This is a genomic window from Parvibacter caecicola, from assembly GCF_003725335.1.
GTDB classification, from domain to species: Bacteria; Actinomycetota; Coriobacteriia; order Coriobacteriales; family Eggerthellaceae; genus Parvibacter; species Parvibacter caecicola.
In genome coordinates this window covers 33,979-55,327 of sequence record NZ_QIBY01000001.1, presented here as the reverse complement: position 1 = coordinate 55,327, position 21,349 = coordinate 33,979, and the positions used below count along the sequence as shown (strand labels likewise).

The 21,349-nt window shown below is 63.4% G+C and carries 18 protein-coding genes and 1 pseudogene; 3 read left to right on the top strand and 16 right to left on the bottom strand.

The annotated features are described in order from the left end of the window. Positions 1 to 38: 38 nt before the first annotated feature. The 7 genes from recO to DMP11_RS00220 all read right to left on the bottom strand — a co-directional run bounded on the left by recO (position 39) and on the right by DMP11_RS00220 (position 6,575). Entirely contained in the window at positions 39 to 776 is a 738-nt protein-coding gene (gene recO, locus DMP11_RS00250; RefSeq protein WP_123184493.1) for a DNA repair protein RecO, read from the bottom strand. 8 nt (positions 777 to 784) lie between these two features. Continuing rightward, positions 785 to 2,695, bottom strand: a complete 1,911-nt coding sequence (locus DMP11_RS00245) for a PASTA domain-containing protein (RefSeq protein WP_123184492.1) — start codon at positions 2,693 to 2,695, stop codon at positions 785 to 787. 142 nt (positions 2,696 to 2,837) lie between these two features. Beyond that, on the bottom strand, positions 2,838 to 3,749 hold the full coding sequence (gene era / locus DMP11_RS00240) for a GTPase Era (RefSeq protein WP_123184491.1): 912 nt from the start codon (positions 3,747 to 3,749) through the stop codon (positions 2,838 to 2,840). 28 nt (positions 3,750 to 3,777) lie between these two features. Next, positions 3,778 to 4,167, bottom strand: a complete 390-nt coding sequence (locus DMP11_RS00235; RefSeq protein WP_123184490.1) for a diacylglycerol kinase family protein — start codon at positions 4,165 to 4,167, stop codon at positions 3,778 to 3,780. A gap of 6 nt (positions 4,168 to 4,173) precedes the next feature. Further along, the gene (gene ybeY / locus DMP11_RS00230) at positions 4,174 to 4,653 is read right to left on the bottom strand and encodes an rRNA maturation RNase YbeY (RefSeq protein WP_123184489.1); all 480 of its coding nucleotides are present in this window, start codon (positions 4,651 to 4,653) and stop codon (positions 4,174 to 4,176) included. Further along, on the bottom strand, positions 4,654 to 5,616 hold the full coding sequence (locus tag DMP11_RS00225; protein WP_123184488.1) for a PhoH family protein: 963 nt from the start codon (positions 5,614 to 5,616) through the stop codon (positions 4,654 to 4,656). It abuts the gene before it with no gap. 20 nt (positions 5,617 to 5,636) lie between these two features. Continuing rightward, the gene (locus tag DMP11_RS00220) at positions 5,637 to 6,575 is read right to left on the bottom strand and encodes a hypothetical protein (RefSeq protein WP_123184487.1); all 939 of its coding nucleotides are present in this window, start codon (positions 6,573 to 6,575) and stop codon (positions 5,637 to 5,639) included. A 227-nt stretch (positions 6,576 to 6,802) separates the two neighbouring features. Here DMP11_RS00220 and DMP11_RS00215 point away from each other — a divergent pair, with 227 nt between their 5' ends. Both DMP11_RS00215 and DMP11_RS00210 read left to right on the top strand, forming a co-directional pair. Further along, positions 6,803 to 8,128 carry a 5-bromo-4-chloroindolyl phosphate hydrolysis family protein gene (locus tag DMP11_RS00215; RefSeq protein ID WP_123184486.1) on the top strand — a complete coding sequence of 442 codons (1,326 nt, stop codon included), beginning with the start codon at positions 6,803 to 6,805 and terminating at the stop codon, positions 8,126 to 8,128. A gap of 38 nt (positions 8,129 to 8,166) precedes the next feature. Next, a complete protein-coding gene (locus DMP11_RS00210) occupies positions 8,167 to 9,321 on the top strand; it encodes a toxic anion resistance protein (protein ID WP_123184485.1) in 1,155 nt (384 codons plus the stop codon). Between the two features lie 112 nt (positions 9,322 to 9,433). Here the strand turns inward: DMP11_RS00210 and DMP11_RS00205 are convergent, their stop codons facing one another. From DMP11_RS00205 to DMP11_RS00170, 8 genes are all read right to left on the bottom strand, one after another. Beyond that, positions 9,434 to 10,720: a MiaB/RimO family radical SAM methylthiotransferase gene (locus DMP11_RS00205; protein ID WP_123184484.1), complete on the bottom strand. Its 1,287-nt coding sequence runs from the start codon at positions 10,718 to 10,720 to the stop codon at positions 9,434 to 9,436. Next, positions 10,713 to 11,615: an RsmE family RNA methyltransferase gene (locus DMP11_RS00200; protein WP_123184483.1), complete on the bottom strand. Its 903-nt coding sequence runs from the start codon at positions 11,613 to 11,615 to the stop codon at positions 10,713 to 10,715. The genes DMP11_RS00205 and DMP11_RS00200 overlap by 8 nt, the downstream gene beginning before the upstream one ends. Positions 11,616 to 11,912: 297 nt before the next feature. Next, complete coding sequence (gene dnaJ, locus DMP11_RS00195; protein WP_123184482.1) at positions 11,913 to 13,061, bottom strand: molecular chaperone DnaJ; 1,149 nt, start codon at positions 13,059 to 13,061, stop codon at positions 11,913 to 11,915. A gap of 70 nt (positions 13,062 to 13,131) precedes the next feature. After that, positions 13,132 to 14,142 (bottom strand): heat-inducible transcriptional repressor HrcA, encoded by a 1,011-nt coding sequence (gene hrcA, locus DMP11_RS00190; protein ID WP_123184481.1) that lies wholly within the window; start codon positions 14,140 to 14,142, stop codon positions 13,132 to 13,134. A 137-nt stretch (positions 14,143 to 14,279) separates the two neighbouring features. Next, entirely contained in the window at positions 14,280 to 15,392 is a 1,113-nt protein-coding gene (gene hemW, locus DMP11_RS00185) for a radical SAM family heme chaperone HemW (protein WP_123184480.1), read from the bottom strand. Positions 15,393 to 15,508: 116 nt separating this feature from the next. Next, the gene (dusB, locus tag DMP11_RS00180) at positions 15,509 to 16,516 is read right to left on the bottom strand and encodes a tRNA dihydrouridine synthase DusB (protein WP_123184479.1); all 1,008 of its coding nucleotides are present in this window, start codon (positions 16,514 to 16,516) and stop codon (positions 15,509 to 15,511) included. A 329-nt stretch (positions 16,517 to 16,845) separates the two neighbouring features. Next, complete coding sequence (gene lepA, locus DMP11_RS00175) at positions 16,846 to 18,648, bottom strand: translation elongation factor 4 (RefSeq protein ID WP_123184478.1); 1,803 nt, start codon at positions 18,646 to 18,648, stop codon at positions 16,846 to 16,848. A gap of 26 nt (positions 18,649 to 18,674) precedes the next feature. After that, positions 18,675 to 19,115 (bottom strand): hypothetical protein, encoded by a 441-nt coding sequence (locus DMP11_RS00170; protein ID WP_123184477.1) that lies wholly within the window; start codon positions 19,113 to 19,115, stop codon positions 18,675 to 18,677. Positions 19,116 to 19,531: 416 nt separating this feature from the next. Between DMP11_RS00170 and rpsT the strand changes: the two are divergent. Further along, a pseudogene (gene rpsT, locus DMP11_RS10465) lies at positions 19,532 to 19,789 on the top strand (30S ribosomal protein S20); the annotation flags it as partial. A 557-nt stretch (positions 19,790 to 20,346) separates the two neighbouring features. On the opposite strand, the gene holA reads toward rpsT, so the two are convergent. Continuing rightward, positions 20,347 to 21,318 (bottom strand): DNA polymerase III subunit delta, encoded by a 972-nt coding sequence (gene holA / locus DMP11_RS00160; protein WP_214646976.1) that lies wholly within the window; start codon positions 21,316 to 21,318, stop codon positions 20,347 to 20,349. Positions 21,319 to 21,349: the final 31 nt, after the last annotated feature.

Here is a 21,349-nt window from a genome sequence, read left to right as displayed (position 1 = left end):
GAACCGGTCACAACTTGCCCCTGGCCGCTAAGGCAAGGTCACAGCATGCGCAGGCTGCGGAGGGTGAAATCCAGGTGCACTTGGGCAAGGGAGGCGGCCATCTGCAGCACTTCACGGGCAGCCTCGGAGGCAACCGGTGCTTCGGCAATCTGGGCAAACGGCGTATGGAGCAAAAAGGCAGCGGCAGAGAGCACCTCGGCCGGGTAGAAGCGGGCCTCCACCCGCGAACCGCACTCGGCGCACACCACGCCCCCCTCGAAGTCGGAAAAGCGGGTGGCACCGGCGGCAGGGCGCCCGCACACCACGCAACGGCGTAGCTCGGGGCGCAGGCCCACGAAGGCCAGCACCTTCAAAAATGCGGCCGCCAAAAGCCCCAGAGCCGCCGCTGCCGGCGCCGCTGCGAGCGCATCCAGCGCCGCCTCAGCCATCGCCAGCAGCTTCGGCTGGGGCAAATCCTCCTGGGCGCACTTGGACAAAAGCTCCAACAGCACTTCGGTGCAAACCAACCGGTCGTAATCTTGCCGCAGCCCCATGCGGGCGCTCACCAGGCGGCACTCCTGCACGATAGCCAGGCCGCGCCCCGAAGCGCACAGAAGCTCCACCGAGTTGCCCAGCTCCAGGCGGCTGGCGAAGCTGCTCTTGGGCTTGCGGGCGCCTTTGGCCACGGCCCGCACCAAGCAGCCCTCATCGTTCAAAAGCTCAACGATGAGGTCGGACTCCCCCAGCTTGGTTTTGCGGAGCACTAACCCCCGCACCCAAAACGACTGGCCCGCCAAAACCTATCCTAGGCGCGCTTGATGCTGGGGTCGGAGGCCACGTTGTTGCCCTGATCGTCCCAGCGAATGGTGCCGGTGAGGTTCTGCCAACCGGCGGCGTTGTTCTCCACCACGATGCCGAAAATGCTGCCGTACTCGATGGCAGACACGGTGTAGCGAATGGTGTCGTCGCCGATGTACTCGATGGTCAACTTCGCCGGATCAATACGGTAATTGGCACCGCCGATGACGAACTTGTCGGTGGAATTGAAGTAGGCCTGGGCGTAGGCCACGCACTCGGCGGCGCGAGACTTCGCCAGGTACAGAACCACCGTCTCGCCGGAATTCAACTGGGAGCCTGCCTCAGGCTCGGTGCTCACCGCATACCCCGGCTGCACGTCTTCGGTGTAGGTGTAGCGCACCTCCACCTCGTAGTCCGCCGACAGCGCCTCTTTTGCCTGGTCGCCGTCCATGCCAACCACATCGGGCACAGTGAAGGGCACGGCCACCGTAAGGGCGATTTCCTGTGTGGTAGGAGCCTTGGTGCCCGCCTCAGGGGTAACGGCCAGCACCGTGCCGGCGGCCTCGTTAGATTTCTGCTCAGTTTGGGAAACGGCACTGTAGCCCTCGGCCGCCAGCGCCGCCAAGGCGTTATCGGCGCTCATACCCACCACGGCGGGGACGGTGCGACTCACCGACACCGTGAGAGTGACGAGCGATCCCGCTTCGGCCCTGCGGCCCTCAGGGCTTTGGGCCAGCACGATGCCCTCGGGCTCGTCGCTCTTTTCCTGCTGCACCGTAACGGCGAAACCGGCCGCTTCCAGCGTTTGCTGGGCCTCGGCCGCCGGCTGCCCCATCACGCTGGGGATGGTTCTGCCGCCCCAAAGCTCGTAATGGTAGGTGAGCCCGGCGGCGGCTGCAGCGGCAACGGCCACCAGCACAATGCAGACCACCACTACTTTCGCCTTCGACTTCTTGCGGGGAGCCGCCGGCTCTGCCGCTTTTGAGGCGACCTTCTCGCTAACGGGTTTTTGAGGAGCCGCAGAAGCCTTGGGAGCAGAATCGCCCTTCTTCTCGACCGCCTGCGCCGCGCAGGGCGAGGGCGCGGCACCCTCGGCAGCGGCTGCAGCAGCCGGCGCCTCAGCTGCATGGGCCGCCTCGGCCGCCACCGCCGTTGCAGCCACCGCTCCGGCCGCCGCAGCGCCGGCCGCCTTCTTCGCGGCCTTGGCGTTCTTTTTCTTCTCTTTGGCCAGGGCCCGGTCTATCTTCTTCTGCTCTTTCGAGCGCTGCTTCGCCAGTTTGGGGTCGTCTCCGCCCACGAACTGGCGGGCACGGGGGGCAGCGTCGTCTTCGATAACGGGTATCTCCATGGTGTCACCCGTGCGGCTGGGGGCCGGCGGCACGTAGCTGGAATCCACGATGGTCTCCAGTCCGGAAAAATCCAGGGCGGGGGCGGAAAGCTCATCGTAATCGGAGCCCTCGAACAGCTCGGCGGCCTCTTTGGCCACCGATGGCGCCATGGACTCTTCAACGTACACTGCCGGAACGGGGCCGCTGCTCTTCAGGCGGGCGGCCTCGGAAACCGCCGGAACGTCATCCACAACGGGAATCTTGTCGGAAAGCCCTGTTTTGGACGGAGGTTCGGGCACCGGCACCTGCGTGGCAAGCCCAGCCTTAGAGGGCACCACCGGCTCGGGCACCACCTCGGCCAGCTTCTCCTTGCGAACGGCGGCTTCGGCACCGCTGTCCTGAGCGCCTAGAATCTTTTCGGCCGCAAGCACTTCCGGCACCGCGGCCATGGAGCGCACTTCCTCAAGCGACTCGGAAATCAGCGCGCTGGGAGATGCCCCTTTGGAGCCCTCGTCGCTCAAAGGGGCGCCGCAATGAGCGCATTCCGCAGCGTTGTCTTCGTTTTCTTGATGGCACTGGGGGCAGATCATGAAGCATCCCGTCTCTTGGCATGGTCGCTCATATTGTACGAGAAAAATCGCGCACTTGAAGGGCCGCTGTATACCGAAAGCGAAAATTTACCTCTGTGCGCCGCAGCGCCGAGCTGTTGCGATGGCCACCAGGGCAGCGCAGCTAAGCCACACCGTCCCCGTAACCGAAACGGCGAATCTGGTTCGCGTCGCGGCGCCAGTTCTTGCGCACCTTCACCGACAGGTCCAGGAAAACCCTGCACCCCAGCAGGTGTTCCAAATCTTCCCGCGCCTCGATGCCGATAGCCTTGATGGCCTGCCCCTTCTTCCCGATGATGATGCCCTTCTGGCTGTCGCGCTCCACGTAGATGATGGCGAAGATGCGGTACAGGTCTTTCCTGCGATCGTATTCGAACTCGTCCACCGCCACGCCGATGGCATGGGGAATCTCGTCGTTGAAGCTGCGCAGTATCTTCTCGCGGATGAACTCGGCGATCATCACCTCAAGCGGCTGGTCGGTTTCCATGTCGCGGGGGAACCACGCCGGCCCCGGCGGCAGCAGCTGCTCCGCCTCCTCCACGAAGGCCTCCACGTTGTAGCCAGTCACCGCCGACAGCGCTACCATCGCATCCCACTGCCCCAACTGCTCGGCCGCCTCCCGCTGGGCGGAAATCTGCCGGTCGTCGGCGAGGTCTATCTTGGACAGCACGCATATCTTCTTGGCGCAGCTGCGCTGCAGCTGCTCGGCAATCCAGCGGTCCCCCTTGCCGATGGGCTTGGAGGCGTCCACTAGAAACGCCGCCACGTCCACATCCTCCAGCGCTTTGAGGGCGGAGGTGTTCAGCTCTTCCCCCAGCGCGTCCTTCGGCTTGTGCAGGCCGGGGGTGTCCACCATGATCATTTGGAAGTCGGGGCAGTTCAGCACCGCGCGGAACCGATGACGGGTGGTTTGCACCGTGGAAGAGGTGATGGCGATCTTCTTGCCCATAATGGCGTTGATCAGGGTGGATTTCCCCGCATTGGGGCGCCCCACCAGGGTGACGAACCCGGAACGAAACTCCTCGGTCACAAGCATGCCCTTCCTCCTCGGCGCCAACGCGCCGCTACTGCCCTAACAACCGGCAAATAGCCGGGACAAACACCAGCATCCCCACCGCCACCGAGGCCGCCGCAGCCACCAGCACCGCGCCAGCGGCGCAATCTTTCGCCACTTTGGCCAACGGGTGGTATTCCTCCGTCACCAAATCGACCGCCGCCTCCACGGCCGTGTTCACGCACTCCAGCGTGCAAACCGCGCCGATGCACAGCGCCACGGCGCACCACTCAAGGGGGGCAAGACGGCACAGCAGGCCGGCCACCACCACGGCAACGGCCGCCGCAACGTGGATCTTCATGTTGCGCTGGGTGCGCACGCAACCGATTACGCCGCTGCCGGCGCACCGGAAGGCCTGCGAAAGGGTGATCTTCGTTTTCGGGGACGGCTGCTGCTCCATGCGGCCCTATTCCGCCGCCTCGGCGCGGCGCCGTTCGGCCCAGGCCCCCAGCAGCTCCTTCTCGCGCCCCTCCATCACAACGGCGTCGTCGTCTTCGATATGGTCGTAGCCGCACAGGTGCAAAAGCCCGTGCACCAGCAAAAGCGACACCTCTTCCTCGAAGGAGGTGCCGTACTCGTGGGTTTGCGCTTCGGCCACGTCGGCCGCAATCACCACGTCGCCCAGCTCGTAGATGGGGTCTTCCCGCTCCTGGCAAGAGCACTCGTCCTCAACGTTGTCGCATTCGAAGGACAGCACGTCGGTGGGCCCCGCGATGCCGCGGAACCGCTCGTTTAGCACCGCGATGGACGGATTGTCCACGAAGCTCACCGACACCTCGGTGTTGAAGGGCTTCCCTTCGCTGGCCAGCACGAACTGGGTGAGCTCGCGCAGCGGCAACGGCTTGAGGTCTTCCTCGCGGTAATCGTAGCTGATCAGAATGTCCATTTAAGCGGTTTCCTTTCCGCGGGCGCCCTCGTAGGCGGCCACGATGCGGGCCACCAGGGAATGACGCACAACGTCTTTGCCGGTGAAATCACAGAAGGCGATATCGCCCATGCCCTCCAAAATGGGGCGCACGTGCACCAACCCGGAAGTACCGAAGGTGAGGTCGGTTTGAGAGATGTCCCCTGTGATGACCATCTTCGACCCGAAGCCCAGCCTTGTGAGGAACATCTTCATCTGCTCCGGCTTGGTGTTCTGGGCCTCGTCCAAAATAATGAAGCTGTCGTTCAAGGTGCGGCCGCGCATGAAGGCCAGCGGGGCTATCTCGATGGTGCCGCACTCGATGAGCTGGTTGGCCCGCTCGCTGTCGGTCATGTCGTAGAGGGCATCGTAAAGGGGGCGGATGTAGGGGTCCACCTTCTCGGTAAGAGTGCCGGGGAGAAAGCCCAGGTTCTCCCCCGCTTCGATGATGGGACGGGTGAGGATGATGCGCCCCACCTCTTTGCGCTTCAGGGCCGCCACCGCCATGGCCATGGCCAGGTAGGTTTTGCCGGTGCCGGCCGGACCGACGCCAAACGTCACGGTGTTTTGGCGAATGGCGTCCACGTAGCGCTTCTGGCCGGCGGTTTTGGGGCGAATGGCCCGGCCCCGGTAAGTGAGCAGGATGTCCTCCCGCAGAAGCGAGGGGGAATACTCGGCGCGGCGCAGCAGGTCGATGGAATGGGCCAGATGATCCACCGTGGGCCCCTCCCCTTCCTGCGCCATCTTGATCAGCTCGCTGAACAGGGCGGTGAGCTGCTGCAATTCCACCTCGTCGCCATCGATGGCAATCTGGTTGCCCCGCACGGTGATGCGAGCGTTAAAAGCCTCCTGCAGCTGATGCAGGAGGCAATCGGCCTGCCCCACCACAGACGCCATGGGCGCTTCGGGGGGCACGGTTATGAGGATTTGCGTGGTATTGGTCATGAATCCATGGTATCACAAGGCTAGGAGCGGGGCGGCAGCGCTACGAAAGCGTATATCACCTGACCGGCCTCGAAGTTGGCGGACACCACGTACAGGCTGTCCGGTTGAATGGAAAACGCCGCATCGGAACCGGAGAGCAAGCACTCCACCGCCTCTTCAGCGGCCGTGGCGTCAACCGCGTGGCCGGAAGCGGTGGCGGCCAGGGGCATGCGGGTGACCGCCACCCCCTGGGCGGGAACGTCAAACATCACCGTCACGTCGGTCTTGTCGGAAATGCGGGCATCGTTTAAGGAGGTGGTGACGCTGCCGTCGGCCTCCGTGAGATTGAGCTCTTGGCTGTCCACCGTGCCGTCCGGCATTTCCCAGGTGTAGCCCGCGGGCTCGAGCAGAAGCGAAGCGTCGGCGGTCTCGGTGCGGTAGGCGGCCGAAGCGAAGGGCACCGCCCCCTCGGTGGCGCCGGACGCCGCCAGCTCATCGATGAGGGCCTGGTACTTCTGGGCGTCTTCGGGCTTGCCCTGCTCCACCACCCGAATGGCCGTGACACCGGGGTACTGCCCCGGATAGCTTTCCAGCATGATGCCGTTGCCGGTCACCTCGACCACGTTGCCCACCGCCAGTTGGTCGGGGGAGATGGGCCCGCCCTCGACGTCGGTCAGGCCGCCTTCGGGAATGGTGGGGTAATAGGGGGCCTGGGTTTCAGTGTTCACCAACAGCACCTGCTCCCCCACGGCAATCACCATGGCTCGGCTGGTTTCCCCCACGTGCTCTTCGGGCGCAGCGCCGTCGCGGCTCATGGGCTGCCCCTGTTCCGTGGCCGGCTGCGCTTCCGGCACCTCCGGCGACGAGCACCCCGCCACCATGGCAACGGCCACCAGCGCCACCGCGCAGGCGAGACGTCCTGCGACAGAGTTGCACCCACTGCGCACTTGGCGCAGCTGCTTGAAGCTGAAAGTAATCACAACACCCTCCTTGCTATATAATATGTAGGGAAATTCTACCCGTTAAGGGCCCCGATTGCAGCAAGGAAGCGCCATCGCCCCCAAACCACCAAAAACGGTCGCAACGGCGCCGGTTCAAGCGGGCCGCCGCGGAATTAGCCCCATCGGTCTATGGTATGATGGCTGACTGTGCCCCAACACAGCAGTGGACGCAATTCTTCGCACATCTATGGCATTAAAGGACGCCCATGACTTCACCCGCAAACGGAACCAACGGAAACCAACAGCAAGAGTCGGGGACCTACGAGGTGCCCCCCTTCGCACCGGAGCAGCCGAAAGGCTCTCCCGCGGGCAGCATGACCCCGGAGGAATTCGAGCAGCTTTGCCGCAGCATCGGCGACACGGTGGGCAAAGGCCTGGCCGCCGGCGGCAGCGCGCTGGGCAGTGCCATCGGCCAAGCAGTGGGCAGCTACCAGCAGCACAGCGCCAAGAAGGCCGAGAAAATGCGCCAAGCGCTGGCCCATCAGCAGGAACTTGCGGCCCAGCAGCAGGCGGCCGCCGCCGAAAAGCGCGCGAAAGCGGCCCGCACCCGCGCCATCAACGCCCGGTTTACCCCTGTCAAGGGCAAGAGCAACGCCGGGGTGTGGATGTCGGCGCTGGGCGGCATCTTCACTGTCAGCTTCGCCAATGTGGCGATGGAGGAGCTGATGTCCGTGATTGCCGTGCAATCCCCCGAGTATTTCTTCGACTACCTGCTGCCGCCGCTCATCGCCCTGGGGCTTTCCATTTGGCTGCTGGCGGCGGGCATCAATCGCCTGCGGGCCGGCAGCGCCCTGAAATCCATCAAGCGCATCACCGGCAGCCGCGAGGTGGTAACCATCCAAGAGCTCTCCGCCCAAATGCAGAAGAGCCCCGCCAAGCTTACGGCACTTTGCCGCAAGCTCATCAAAAACGGCAGCTTGCCCCAAGGGCACCTGGACGACAACGCCACCTGCCTCATGGTCACCGACAATGCCTACCACTACTACCGGCAGGCGCAGGCGGACGAGGCGCAGAGGCGCAAGAAGAGCCTGGAAGAAGAGCAGACGCGCCCATCATCCCGCAAAACCGGTGAGCCCTCGCGGCTTACCGACGCCCAAAAGACCTTCCTCAAGGAGGGCGAGCACTACGTGCAGCAGATGAAAGACCTGGACGCGGCCATTGACGACGAGGAAGTGAGCCGAAAAATCGTGGCCATCGAAGAGCTGGTGAGCCGCATTCTGGCCCGCGCCGCCGAAGAGCCCTCCCTCATCGACGGCATGACCCGCTTCACCAACATCTACCTTCCCACCACCATCAAACTGCTCACCGCCTACGATGCGCTGGAAGAGCAGCCGGTGCAAGGGAGCAACATCGCCTCTTCCCGCCAGGAAATCGAACAGACCTTAGACGTGCTGCAGGCGGCCTACGAAAAGCAGCTGGACGAGATGTTCCAGGACATGTCGATGGACGTCTCCTCCGACATCTCGGTGCTGAAAGCGATGCTGGCCCAAGAGGGCCTCACCGAAAGCCCGTTCAAGCCCACCGACAAGTAAAAGAGCACCACCCATCGGCCTCATAGAAAGGAATCCCTATGGCTGACGAAACGAAAGTGAGCACCATCCCCGCCCCCACCCTTACTCTGGAGCTCACCTCCACCCCGCCTGCCGCCGCCACGGTGGAGGCAGTGGTGCTGGAGCCGCAAGAGCTGGCGGCCCCCGCCCTGGAGGACTCCCTGTCCGCCGAAGAGCGTGCCCAGGTGGACGCCTTCTCCCAGCAGATCGACGTGTCCAACACCACCCAGATCCTGCAATACGGCGCCGGCGCGCAGCAGAAGATGGCCGGCTTCTCGGAAACCGCCCTTGAGAAGGTGCGCACCCAGGATTTGGGGGAAGCGGGCGACTTGATCGCCGGCGTAGTGACCGAGCTCAAGAGCTTCGACCTTGAGGAGGAGAAGGGCATCTTCGGCTTCTTCAAGAAGCAGGCCAACAACCTCACCGCCCTGAAGGCCCGCTACGACAAGGCCGAGGCCAATGTGGACAAAATCGTGAAGGCGCTGGAAGGCCATCAGGTTACGCTGCTGAAAGACGCCGCGATGCTGGACCAGCTCTATGATTTGAACCTCGCCTACTTCAAAGAGCTGACCATGTACCTGCTGGCGGGCCGCAAGCGGCTTGAGGAAGTGCGCAACACCGATTTGAAGGAACTGCTGGCCAAGGCGAAGGAAAGCGGCCGCACCGAGGATGCGGAGGCGGTGCAGAAGCTGGAGGCCTCCTGCAATCGCTTCGAGAAGAAGCTGGCTGATTTGGACCTCACCCGCACCGTGGCCATGCAGATGGCACCCCAGATTCGCCTGGTGCAGAGCAACGAGATGCTTATGATTGAGAAGATCCAGACCACGCTTGTGAACACCATCCCGCTGTGGAAAAGCCAAATGGTGCTGGCGCTGGGCATGGCCAACAACGAAGCGGCTCTGAAGGCCCAAACCGCTGTGACCGACATGACCAACGAGCTTCTGAAGAAAAACGCCGAGAAGCTGAAGCAGTCCACTATCGAAGTGGCCCGCGAGAGCGAACGGGGCGTGGTGGATATCGAAACCTTGAAGGCCACCAACGAGAACCTGATTCAGACCTTCGACGAAGTGATGAAGATCCAGGAGGACGGCCGCGCCAAACGCGCCGAAGCCGAAGTGCAGCTGCGGCAGATGGAAGCCGAACTGAAGCAAAAACTGCTGCAGGTGAACGCTTAAGCTTTGATGCTTTCAGGCTACGTGAACACAACCTCCCACATTTGCTGCGAATGAGACAGAACGCGAAGAATGCCTCCACCCATGGAGGCATTCCCCTAGGGCGGCAGGCTGACTAGGCCAGGAAGGTTGCTGGGATTGTTGTTTTTGCCAGTTCCCCGGGGTTGAGGCCTTGGGGAACTGCTATTTCGTAGTAGCTTTCGGTGCAGGCGCGGCCGGGCTCTTCCACAACGGCCAACTCCTCGGTGCCGATGCGGCGGGCGAAGTCCTCGCGCCGCAGCTGGGCGGCCAACTGGCGCAATTGCCGGGCGCGGGCGGTCTTCACCTCTGGGGCCACCTGGTCGGCTCGGACGGCGGCCGGCGTGCCCTCCCGTTGCGAATAGGGAAACGCATGAATCTTCGAGAAGCGGCAGGCGCGAGCCATCTCCAGCGTTTCCTGGAACTCGGCCTCCGTCTCCCCTGGAAACCCAGCGATGATGTCGGTTGACAGGGAAAGCGTCGGGCACGCCCGGTAGAGCCGTTCCACCAGGTGCAGGAATTCATCGGCGCAATAAGGGCGCTCCATTTCGCCAAGTACCTTGCTGCTGCCGGATTGCAAGGGCAGATGCAAATGGCGGCACACCCGGCCATCGGAATTGGCCAAAAGCTCGACAAGGGCATCGTCAACGTCCATGGGCTCGATGGAAGAGATGCGGAAACGCACCGATTGCCCCTCAGTGGCGGCCAGGAGCCGCAACAGCAGGTCTGCAAGCTTCATGCCTTCCCAATCGTAGGACCCCAGGTTGATGCCGGAAAGCACCACTTCCCCGGCGCCCCCTTCCGCCAACGCCAGCGAATCGCGAAGCACCTCATCGGCCGGGCGGCTGGTGGCCTTGCCCCGGGCCACGTGCACGATGCAATAAGTGCACGCGTTGTTGCAGCCGTCCTGCACTTTCACGCCGCGGCGGGTGCGGGACAACTCGGCAGGGCCGTCGAAAGCCCCGGCCAGCCCCTCTGCAGGGGCAACGGCCGAAGCAGCTTTATGGCCCGAAACGGCGGACAGCTTTCCCAAAAACAAATCCGCTTCCGCTTTCGGCACCACCTGCACCCGACCGTCCATCAGGGAGAACACTTCAGGGGAGATGGCAGCGGCGCAACCGGTTACCATCACCAGCGCCCCCGGATGGCTGCGCAGCGCCTGGCGCACTGCCTTGCGCGTCTTCTTCTCCGCCTCTCCGGTAACCGTGCAGGTGTTCACCACCACCAATGAGGCCGGCACACCGTCTTCGACGGGACGAAAGCCAGTCCGCTGCAGCAGACGCTCGAAACCGTCTGATTCAACCCGGTTCACCTTGCACCCGAGGTTAACCAGGGCGTAAGTGGTGCCGGTCAAACCCGGCACATCGATGGCGGCCTCAGTCATCGCAGTCTCCCGGAGCGGCGAACATGGCCGCGAACCCCTGGGCCGCCAGCGGCGGCTCCGCCACGGGCACGGGAGCAAGCTGCACATCTTCTTCCACCGCGACAGGCCCGTTCCCCAAACCGCCCAGTTCATAGATCACCAGGGCCGGGGCCACTACGCCGGCAGTTTCGGTGCGCAGGATGGAAGGACCCAATGTCACCAAAGACGCATGAGGGTTGGCCGCCAGCAACCGGTCCACTTCCTTCTGGGTCAGCCCCCCTTCCGGCCCCACCACCACCGCGATGCGGGCGTCAGCGGCAGGAGTGCGAGTTTGCGCCAGCGCATCGTGCACGGCATCGGCAAGCCGGCAGGTGGAAGGCGCTTCTTCCCAGCACACCAGCACCGCCGTGGCGCCCGCCAACATGGCAGCGCACTCGGTCACCGTGGCCGGCGTCGCCACCTCGGGCACCCGATGGCGCCCCGCCTGCATGGCCGCGCTCTTGGCAATGGAGCGCCAGCGCTCGGTTCGGGATGCCGCCTTCTTGGCGTCCAGCTTCATCACCGAGCGTTCGCATGCCAAAGGCACGAAAGCGCTCACCCCCACCTCCGTGGCGTGGCGCACCACATCGTCCATCTTGTCGCCCTTGGCAAGCCCTTGGCAGAGCATCACCAGGGGGCCCTCCTCGGGAGCTTCCAAATGACGGGCTATGCGCACCAGGGGCAGCGCATCATCGAAGGAAACTATCTCGCACTCGAAATAATCGCTGTCGGCGTCCACCACCGCAATGTGCTCGTCGGGCGCCAGCCGCAGCACCCGCGCGTGGCGGGCGTCATCCGCGGCAAGCCGCAACGGAAACACCGCATCCTCTTCAGCGGCAACCACCTGCTGCTCCAAGAAAAACCGCGGAAGCGACACCGCAACCCCCTTAACCGCAACGACCGCAAGAAACCACATCATGCCGCAAATCAGGCAGAGATAGAATCTCTGCCCTACGAAATCCAATTAAACGCCGCCATGTCCATCCATCCTGCCGCCGCACACCACGGGTCCACACCAGCAGCCGAGGGTTTCCCAGGTGCCCCAAATTGGCCCGAAGGCCGGCCGAGCGCACTTTGGTGCGCGAGGGAAAGGCCTGAGCGTCAAGATGGGGCGACAGGGGCGAGCCTCGGCGGACGAGCAGTTCCGCTGTCCGCCAGGACGGCGGAACCAAGCCTAGTTAAAGATGTCCCGCAGCTTTTCGAAGGCGGTGCGGCCTTCGCTCACCTCGTCGCCGGTTTCCCGAGCGAACTTTTCCAAAATCTCCCGTTCCTTCTTGTTCAGCTTCTTCGGAATCTGGACGCTCACGTGCACGTACAAATCCCCGCGACTGCTAGCGCTCTTGAAGCGGGGCATGCCGCAGCCTTTCACCCGCACCACTTGACCGGGCTGGCAACCCTCGGGGATGCGCACCGTCACCGTCTCGCCCTCCAGGATGCCGTCCACTTCGATTTCGGCCCCCAGCGCCGCCTGCACCATGGCAATGGTCACCCGAGCGTGCAGATCGTCGCCGTCCCGCTCGAAGAACTCATGGGGCAGCACCCGGAAGGTGACCAGCAGATCACCGGCCGGCGCCCCCTGGATGCCCGCCTCGCCGTAACCGGAAAAGCGCATCTTCTGGCCGTCACGCACCCCTTGGGGCACGTCCACGGAAAGCTTGGTGCGATCGGGAACGCGGCCTTGCCCGTTGCACTCGGGGCACGGGTTCTCGATGGTGGTGCCGGTGCCGCCGCACTCGGGGCAGGTGGACGCCGATTGCATATCGCCCAAGAAGGTGTGCTGCACCGTGACGATGCGTCCCTGACCGTTGCAGCGGCTGCACGTAACCTCCTTGCCGTCTTCGCCCAAACCAGTGCCATCGCAGTCGGGGCACGGGGCCAGGCGGTCGTACACCACTTCCTTGGTGATGCCGGAAGCCGCTTCTTCCAAAGTGATGCGCAGGCCGATGCTCATGTCGCGACCATTCTTGCGCACCTGGCGCCCTTGGGTCCCCGCGCCGCCGAAGAAGGTGGAGAAGATGTCGCCCATGCCGCCGAAACCGCCGCCGAACAGGTCTTCGAAATCCACGTAGCCGCCGCCGTAGCCGCCAGCACCGGGGCCCGAAGCGGCTCCGGGAATGGTGCCGAAGCGGTCGTACTGGGCCCGCTTTTGGGCATCGGACAGCACATCGTAGGCCTCGTTCAGCTCTTTGAACTGGTCTTCCGCATCGGGAGCCTTGTTCACATCGGGGTGCAGCTCGCGCGCCTTGTGGCGAAACGCCTTCTTGATGTCCGCTTCCGACGCGTTCCTGTCCACGCCGAGTACTTCGTACAAATCTTTAGCCATGGGGCTTAAAACCTTCTCTCGTCGCTGTTGCGCTTATCTTTGACCGACCGACAATTATAGCTTTCGGCCCCTATCCGTCCGCAAGCGCCTGCTGAGCGGCGCGAACGGCGCGAATGACCGAACCGTAGTCCATACGGGTGGGGCCTATCACCGCCACGATGCCGGCCGATTCGCCGCGGCCGTAGCGGCCGGCCACCACCGATACGTCTGACAATTCGGGAACGGGGTTCTCCGTGCCAATGCGCACCAGGCATTGGTCGTCCTCCCCCTCGGCCCCGTCCAACGCCGACCACAGCACGTCCTCGTGCTCCATCAGCCGCATGAGGGGCATAAGCGAAGACGAGCTGCTGAACTCCGGCATGGCCATGAGCGAAGAGAGCCCCGTGCGCCGCGACCGGCCATCGTCGGATTCCCGAACGCAAACGATGAGCTCTTCCAGCAGCACCTGAAACAAGGGGTTGTGCACCGAGGCGAACATGTCCTCCTGCGCCCCGGTTCCCATGTCGTCGATGGTCTTGCCCGAAAACGTCATGTTCATGAGGTTCTGCACCTTGGCCAAATCCTGGGCATCCACGTCTTCCTCGAAGCCGATTTGGCGATTGAGCACTTCGCCGTCCTGGCTCACCACCACCAGCAAAACGCGGCGCGGACTTAGGGAGATGAGGGATATCTGGCGAATGCGGGCGGAAAGCAGCGAAGGTGCCACCACAATGGACAGGCAGTTGGTGAGGCGCATTAGGGCCTCGGAGGTCTGCTCCATCAGCTCGTCCAGCTCCTGCGCCCTCTGGCGCAGCTGGCTCACCACCTCCGGATACGGATTCTCCTCCTGCAGCAGATCGTTCTCCAGCAAGTCATCCACAAAGGCGCGATAGCCGAAGTCCGTGGGAACGCGGCCGGCGGAGGTATGGGGCTGGAAAATGAAACCACCCTCTTCGAGCGCCGACAAATCGTTGCGCACGGTAGCAGGGCTCACTCCCAGCGAATAACGTTCCGTAAGGGTGCGCGAGCCCACGGGCATGGCATGGCGGATGTACTCCTCGATGAGCGCGCACAGCACTCGCTGGCGCCTGTCTGACAGCATGGGAAACACCTTGCCTTCCGAAAAGCCTGCATGAACGCGGCCCGCCCGGGCCGCCTCTCTGGAAGGTGATTTTAGCAGCCTTAGGCCAAGAGTGCTAATGCTTTGGAAATACTCCACCCAATCCGCTCAGCGAAACCCTACGGCGCCAGGTCGAGAATGCGGCCGTACAGCTCGTTGCCACACAGCCAGCCCCGCTCGGTGGGCCGGAAGCGCCCTTCTTCGCACGCCACCAGCCCCAGCTCTTGCAACTGCTGGAACACCTGCGGCACCTGCGGCAACAGCTCCGCCGCCTCCTGCAATTGCCCACAGGACACCCCCTGCGCCATCCGCATGGCCAGCATCAGGTCCTCCGCCCGCATCTGGGCCGGATTCAGGTCGTCGACCACCTGGCCATCGCACACCCGCATGCGCCGCTCGCGGTTCTGGGTCATGGTGGTGGCGCTGCGGCCCAGCCCCAGGTAGGGCACGCCGCTCCAATAAGCACTGTTGTGGCGCGACTCAAAACCGGGAAGCGCGTAGTTGGCCACCTCGTAGCGGTGGAACCCGGCGCTTTGCAAGATGCGCCTGGCCGCCTCCATCATGTCCGCTTCAACGTCTTCGTCCGGCTCTTCCATCTGCCCCCGCATGATAGCGCGGTCAAACGGGGTGCCCGGCTCGATGGCCAGCGGATACACGCTCACGTGCTTGACCCCCAGCTCAATGGCGGTTTCAACCGAGCGGATGAAGCTCTCGGCGCTCTGCCCGGGGATGCCTGCCATAAGATCCACCGACACGTTCTCGAAGCGCCCCTTCGCCATCTTGACGGCATCGATGGCTTCTTGGGCCGTATGGGCGCGCCCAAGGATGGCCAGCACATCGTCGTCGAAGGACTGCACGCCCAGGGAAAGCCGGTTCACCCCCATGGCCCAGATGTCGTTCACCATGCGCTCGGTGAGGCTCTCGGGGTTGGCTTCCATGGTGCACTCCACTTCCGGCGTGAGGTGCATCGAGAGGGCAAGGGCGTACAGCAGGCTGGAGAGCCGGGAGAGGCCTAAGTGGGACGGGGTTCCGCCGCCGATGTAAACCGTCTTCAGCGCCCCCAGCTCCCCTTCTTTCGACTTACGGCAAATTTGCATCACCAAGTCCTCCACGTAATCGTCCATTTCCGGGGCGTCCCGGGCAACGGCACTGGTGCAGAAATCGCAGTAGCCGCAGCGCTTCACGCAGAAGGGGATATGGATGTAGAGGGCCTTGTAAGGGTCGTGGGGCATGGGGCTCCTTCCCAGTCGAGAGCCAGGCAGAGATAGAATCTCTGCCCTACGAGAACCAGCTGCGCGCCCATTCGCGCAAACCAAGTTTGCTACGGTGGAAATGCAAGGAAGAGATTCTACCTCTTCCCCATGGCAGCGCAAGCATCGGGCTGTCCGTATGCCCCATGCAGGCGCGCTTCCTCCAGAAGCTCATCGAAAACGGCATCGAAGTCCTCAAGCGAAGAGCAATAGTTCAGGCGGCCGCGGGCGTTGGCGGCCCCGGGAAGCCCCGCCACGTACCACATGGCGTGCTTACGCATGCGCACGATGTTGCGCCCTTCCCGCTGCTGCAGCAGCTGGGCATGGCGCCGCGCCATGGCGATGCGCTCCACCACTGTAGGGGGCGCTGGCTGGGGATTCCCCGCCAATGAGGCCTTCACCTGGGAGAATACCCACGGGTTCCCTTCCGCGCCGCGGGCTATCATCATAGCGTCACAGCCGGTGCGCTGCCGCATGGCCACCGCATCGGCACCGCTTCTCACATCGCCGTTGCCGCATACGGGCACTTGCACAGCCTCCTTCACCCGGCGGATGCAGTCCCAATCGGCGCTGCCGTGGTACATCTGCAGCGCGAAGCGCCCGTGCACCGTAACGCCGTCGGCGCCGGCTGCCTCCATCTGCCGCGCGAATTGGGGGGCCGTCTCCTCGTCGGGCCCCCAGCCGCGACGGAACTTCACCGTTACCGGGTGCTGCACGGCACCCTTCACCGCGCCCACGATGGCCGCCGCTAAATCCGGCGTTTTCATGAGGGCGCTGCCGTCTCCCTTGGAAACGATCTTGCGGGCCGGACAACCCATGTTGATGTCCAAGTAGGCCAGGCTCTCCCCCATCTCCTGTTCTATCCACGCCGCCTGGGAGGCCATCACCTCCGGCTCGTGGCCAAACAGCTGCACCGCTACCTTGTCCTCCCCCGGCGCCAGAGCCAAGAGGTGCCGCGTCTTTTCATTGGCGAAGGAAAGCCCTTTGGCGGACACCATTTCCGTGAAGCATATATCGGCCCCCTGCTCGCGGCAAAGGGCCCGCAGGGCCACATCGGTCACCCCCGCCATAGGGGCAAGAATAACGTCGTATCCGAGAAAGGACATATTCCTCCAGTCCTTAGAAACCGAAAAACCGGCAATCCACCCAGCTCACCCGCCAAAACGCGACACGCGGTCGGGCGCGGTCGCACCGAGCGAGCCAACCACCAAACCAGAATAGCGAAATTCCTTAGGTCCAGCAAAGCGAGCGAGAAAAACCCTGCGGTGACAAACGGGTCACCCGCCAAAGAAGCGGCAGGCGGTCGGGCGCGGCCGCACCGAGCGAGTTCCGCACGACGCGAAAGCGCCAGTGGCGCTTTCGCCAAAGCAGGACTGTCTGAGCGAATGCGGCTGTGCCCGACCGCCCTCCCCGCGAAGAGCCATCGGGTGACCCGCTACTCATCAACTTTCAAAATCGCCATAAATGCCTCCTGCGGCACTTCAACGTTACCGATGGCCTTCATGCGCTTCTTGCCCGCCTTCTGCTTCTCCAAAAGCTTGCGCTTGCGGGTGATATCGCCGCCGTAGCACTTCGCCAGTACATCCTTACGCTTCGCCTTCACCGTTTGCCGCGCCAGCACACGCCCGCCGATGGCCGCCTGAATGGGCACCTCGAACATCTGGCGCGGAATGATCTCCTTCAGCTTGTCGCACAGCACGCGGCCGCGGTCGTAGGCCTTGTCTTTGTGCACGATGAACGAGAGCGCGTCGATGGGCTTGCCGGACAGCAGGATATCCAGTTTCACCAGGTCGGAAGGCTTATAGCCCAGGAAATCGTAATCCAGGCTGGCATAGCCTTTGGTGTTGGACTTCAGCTTGTCGAAGAAGTCCATGATCAACTCGGAAAGCGGAATCTCCCACAACATCTCGACGGTGGTCTGGGAGAGGTAGTTCATGGTGACGAAGGTGCCGCGGCGGGCCACCGTGAGGTCCATCACCGCCCCCACGTAATCGGGGGGAATGAGGATCTTCGCCTTCAAGTAGGGCTCCTCCACCCGCTCGATGGAGCCGGGATCGGGCATTTCCTGGGGCGAATGGAGCGACACCATGGCGCCGCCCTTCATGTACACGTGGTATTCCACCGAAGGGGCAGTGGCCAGAAGGTCCAGGCCGAACTCCCGTTCAAGCCGCTCCTTGATCACCTCCATGTGCAAAAGCCCCAAGAAGCCCACACGGAAGCCGAACCCCAGCGCATGGGAGGTTTCCGGCTCCCACACCAGGGCCGGGTCGTTCAGCGACAGCTTCTCCAACGCCTCTTTCAGGGGCTCGTACTGATCGCCCTCGATGGGAAACAGGCCGGTGAACACCATGGGCTTGGCCTCGCGGTAACCGGGAAGCGGCTCGTCCACGCCCCCTTGCGCCAGCGTAATGGTGTCGCCCACCTTCACCTGGCTCACATCCTTGAGGCCGGTCACCAGATACCCCACCTCGCCGGTGGAAAGCGACGGCAGCGCCGTCTCCTGCGGGTGGCGCGCCCCCACTTCCTCCACCTGGGTTTCGGTCTTGGTGGCTATCATGCGGATGCGGTCGCCCTTCTTCATGCAACCGTCCACCACGCGCACCAGGGCCACCACACCGCGGTAGGCGTCGAAGTAGCTGTCGAAAATGAGCGCCCGCAACGGGGCTTCCGTGTTGCCAGTGGGAGCCGGGATGTTGTACACCACCGCCTCCAGCAGCTCGTGGATGCCATCGCCGGTCTTGCCCGAACCCAGCACCGCATCATCGGCGGGAATGGCCAGGCCGTCCTCGATCTCGCCCTTGACGCGTTCCGGCTCGGCGGCCGGCAGATCTATCTTGTTGATGAAGGGAATGATCTCCAGGTTGGCGTTCATGGCCAGCATGGCGTTGGCCACCGTCTGCGCCTCCACCCCCTGGGTGGCATCCACCACCAGCACTGCCCCGTCGCAAGCGGCCAGGCTGCGGGACACCTCGTAGGTGAAGTCCACATGGCCGGGGGTGTCGATGAGGTTGAACTGGTAGGTCTCCCCATCGTCGGCGGTATAGTTCACCCGCACCGCCTGGCTTTTGATGGTGATGCCGCGTTCGCGTTCGATGTCCATGGAGTCCAACAGCTGCGCCTGCATGTCGCGCTTGGCCACCGTGCCGGTCATTTCCAAAATGCGATCGGAAATGGTGGACTTACCGTGGTCGATGTGGGCGATAATCGAAAAATTGCGGATATGGGAAAGATCGGTCATAGGTAAATGCAATGCTCCTGGCTCAGTTACAGCTGAATGTTCACTTCGGCGCCGTCTGCAGCGGTGCCGGGATTCACCACCAGAACCACGCCATGGGAGGCGTCGCCCTCGTCGGCCACTACCGCCCACACGCCCTCCTGGGCCGTGAAGGAGGTGTCGGCGCTGCCAAGGTTCGAGGCCATCACCGGCACGAAGCTGCCGCCGTCTTCAGAGGTGAAGATGACGCTGCAGAGCACCGCCGTATTACCGCCGGTAGCCACGTTCACCTGAGTGCCCGGAGCGCATTCCACGATTTCGCCAGCAGTGGGCCGGGCCACATCGAACTGGGGTTTCTCGCTAGAGTGGCAGTTGGAGCAGGCCTCGTTCGAGGCGATTACCTGATGGCCGCCGCTGCCGCAACCGGCCAAGGTCAGTGCGGCCAGGGCGCACACGGCGGATGCGGCGATGAGTTTCTTGAGTGGTGCCACAAAAGGCTCCTTCCCTTTCGCGAAATCAAACCCCCGTTTAAGGAGGTTTGGAAAAAACTTTGCGCAGCAGCGCGAATCTTTGGTATTCTATCGCATTGTGATTCCAGCGGTACGTATGCGCGATGAATTCATCGCCAATCTGCAGACAAGGCTGCGCGAAAGATGGGACGGCTGGAAAAGAGCGTGAAGGCGCTCGCTGAGGCGGAAAAATCCTGACCGCTTCCACCTGCAAGGTTCGCCTGCCTCCGGGCCGCGGCCGCAGTGCCCAACCGGGCCAAAGCAGACACCGCTTCGCCTTCGTCTCTTTTCCTTCCACGAAATCATCGCTCATGCGTCTCGCGCGGAATCGCGAGCATGCCCCATCGTGCCAACGATGACCAACCCGCCCGCGAGGGCCCGCAAGAAAAGGAAGAGAAATGGCTAACATCAAATCTCAGAAGAAGCGCATCATCACCAATGAGAAGCGCCGCATGCGAAACCGCGCGGTGAAGAGCGAGCTGAAGACCGCCGTGCGCCGCGTGCGCGAAGCGGTGGCCGAGGGCAACGGCGCCGAGGCTTACGCCGCCGCCTGCCACGCTTGCCGCCTGATGGACAAGGCCGCCAGCAAGGGCGTCATCCACAAGAACCAGGCCGCCAACCGCAAAAGCGGCATCATGGCCCTGGCCAACACCGTTGCCACCGCCGAGGACATCGCCGCCTACAAGAAGGCCGAGCCCAAGGCCCAGAAGACCGGCTCGAAGAAGGCCGCTGCCAAGGCCGAGCGCAAGGCCGCCCTGGAGAAGGCTTCCGCCGAGAAGGCCAAGCGCCGCGAGAAGCAGCTGAAGGAAGAGAAGAAGGCCGCCGACCGCAAGGCCAAGGAAGCCGCTGCCGCCGCCAAGGCCGAGGCGGAGGCTGCCGCTGCTGAAGAGACCGAGGCCCCTGCCGAGGAAGCCGCTGAATAGCTTTCGCCTCCAACGAACACAAACGACCCGCCAACCGGCGGGTCGTTTTTTTTGTGCCGAGGGGACGTTTATCTTTAGCGCGTGCAAAGTTGTAGCTCTCCGGGTGGGGTGGTCGGGCATACCCCCCATTCGCTCAAACAGTCCTGCTTTGGCGAAAGTGCCACGGGCACTTTCGCGTCGTGCGGAACTCGCTCGGTGGGAGCATGCCCGACCACCCAAGAGCTCAGCGGGGTCGCGGCAAAGATATACAGTGCCGCATGCCAAAAAACGAACGCCTCCTTCGACGCGCTTTAGCGGCTCAGGGTTTGGGTGAGCCACTCCACGAAGGCGCCCATGGCATCGGCGCCGCTTTTCATGCGCCGTTCTGCTTCGCAGGAGGTTTGCACCGCGTGGCGTAACTCTTCGGGGGTGAAGCGGCGGGCGTACTGAGGGTGGCTTTTCACCTGCCACTCCTGTTTCTTAAGGGCGGCCGCCACGGCGGCCGCGCCGCCGCGGCCCATCACCGCTTGGGTGGCCATCAGCTCCCGCAGGCAATTCACGCAGCGGGGCAGCAGCGCATGGGGGGAAACGGAGGGCATGCGGGAAAGCAGCAGCATGGCCCGCTTCAAGTCGCGCGCCATGAAGGCGCCGTCGAATTCCCACGGCTTCACCTCGGAGGTACGGGCCACCATGGAGAGCACTTCGTTTTCGCCAATGGGCTCGGTGCCGCGATGGGCCAGCGCAATCTTCTTCAGCTCGCCGTCCAGCCGCACCGTGTCCTCGCCCACCAAATCCACCAATGCGTTGGCGGCACCGGGGGTGATGGTGGCGCCGTGGTTCATGGCCATGGCCCTCACTTTTGCCGGCAGATCTTTGCGCTTGGGCGGGGCGCAGTCGATTACCGCGTCCTTTCCCACCGCCGCGAAGGCCTTGTACAGCTTGGTGTTCTTGGCAAGCTTTTCGGCATCCATCGCCAACACCGTGGTGGGGCTGGGGGATTTGAGGTAAGCCACCACCTTCTCGGCGTCCGCCGCGCGCAACTTGCCGGCGTTTTTCACCACCACCATGCGGATGTCGCTGGCGAAGGGCACCGTGTTGCAGGAGGCCACAATGGCCTCGCCGCTCGCGGTGGCGCCGTCCAAATCGTCGGAATTGAACGAGAGGTCCCCCAGCTGGGCGCAGCGCACAGTGAGGCGCTTCAGCACCGCTTCCCGTTTCAGGGCGTCTTCCCCCACCAGCAGGTAAGCCGGAAGGAGCGGTTGTGTTTGTTTCGCATTTGCCATGACGGTCATTTTAGCGCTATCGGGGCCTAAG

What these genes read in the sequence shown, in the direction of transcription:
- DMP11_RS00245 (WP_123184492.1), bottom strand. Translation starts at nt 2,695, where the DNA reads ATGATCTGCCCCCAGTGCCATCAAGAAAACGAAGACAACGCTGCGGAA.
- era (WP_123184491.1), bottom strand. Translation starts at nt 3,749, where the DNA reads ATGCTTGTGACCGAGGAGTTTCGTTCCGGGTTCGTCACCCTGGTGGGG.
- DMP11_RS00235 (WP_123184490.1), bottom strand. Translation starts at nt 4,167, where the DNA reads ATGGAGCAGCAGCCGTCCCCGAAAACGAAGATCACCCTTTCGCAGGCC.
- ybeY (WP_123184489.1), bottom strand. Translation starts at nt 4,653, where the DNA reads ATGGACATTCTGATCAGCTACGATTACCGCGAGGAAGACCTCAAGCCG.
- DMP11_RS00225 (WP_123184488.1), bottom strand. Translation starts at nt 5,616, where the DNA reads ATGACCAATACCACGCAAATCCTCATAACCGTGCCCCCCGAAGCGCCC.
- DMP11_RS00215 (WP_123184486.1), top strand. Translation starts at nt 6,803, where the DNA reads ATGACTTCACCCGCAAACGGAACCAACGGAAACCAACAGCAAGAGTCG.
- DMP11_RS00210 (WP_123184485.1), top strand. Translation starts at nt 8,167, where the DNA reads ATGGCTGACGAAACGAAAGTGAGCACCATCCCCGCCCCCACCCTTACT.
- DMP11_RS00205 (WP_123184484.1), bottom strand. Translation starts at nt 10,720, where the DNA reads ATGACTGAGGCCGCCATCGATGTGCCGGGTTTGACCGGCACCACTTAC.
- dnaJ (WP_123184482.1), bottom strand. Translation starts at nt 13,061, where the DNA reads ATGGCTAAAGATTTGTACGAAGTACTCGGCGTGGACAGGAACGCGTCG.
- hrcA (WP_123184481.1), bottom strand. Translation starts at nt 14,142, where the DNA reads ATGCTGTCAGACAGGCGCCAGCGAGTGCTGTGCGCGCTCATCGAGGAG.
- hemW (WP_123184480.1), bottom strand. Translation starts at nt 15,392, where the DNA reads ATGCCCCACGACCCTTACAAGGCCCTCTACATCCATATCCCCTTCTGC.
- dusB (WP_123184479.1), bottom strand. Translation starts at nt 16,516, where the DNA reads ATGTCCTTTCTCGGATACGACGTTATTCTTGCCCCTATGGCGGGGGTG.
- lepA (WP_123184478.1), bottom strand. Translation starts at nt 18,648, where the DNA reads ATGACCGATCTTTCCCATATCCGCAATTTTTCGATTATCGCCCACATC.
- holA (WP_214646976.1), bottom strand. Translation starts at nt 21,318, where the DNA reads ATGGCAAATGCGAAACAAACACAACCGCTCCTTCCGGCTTACCTGCTG.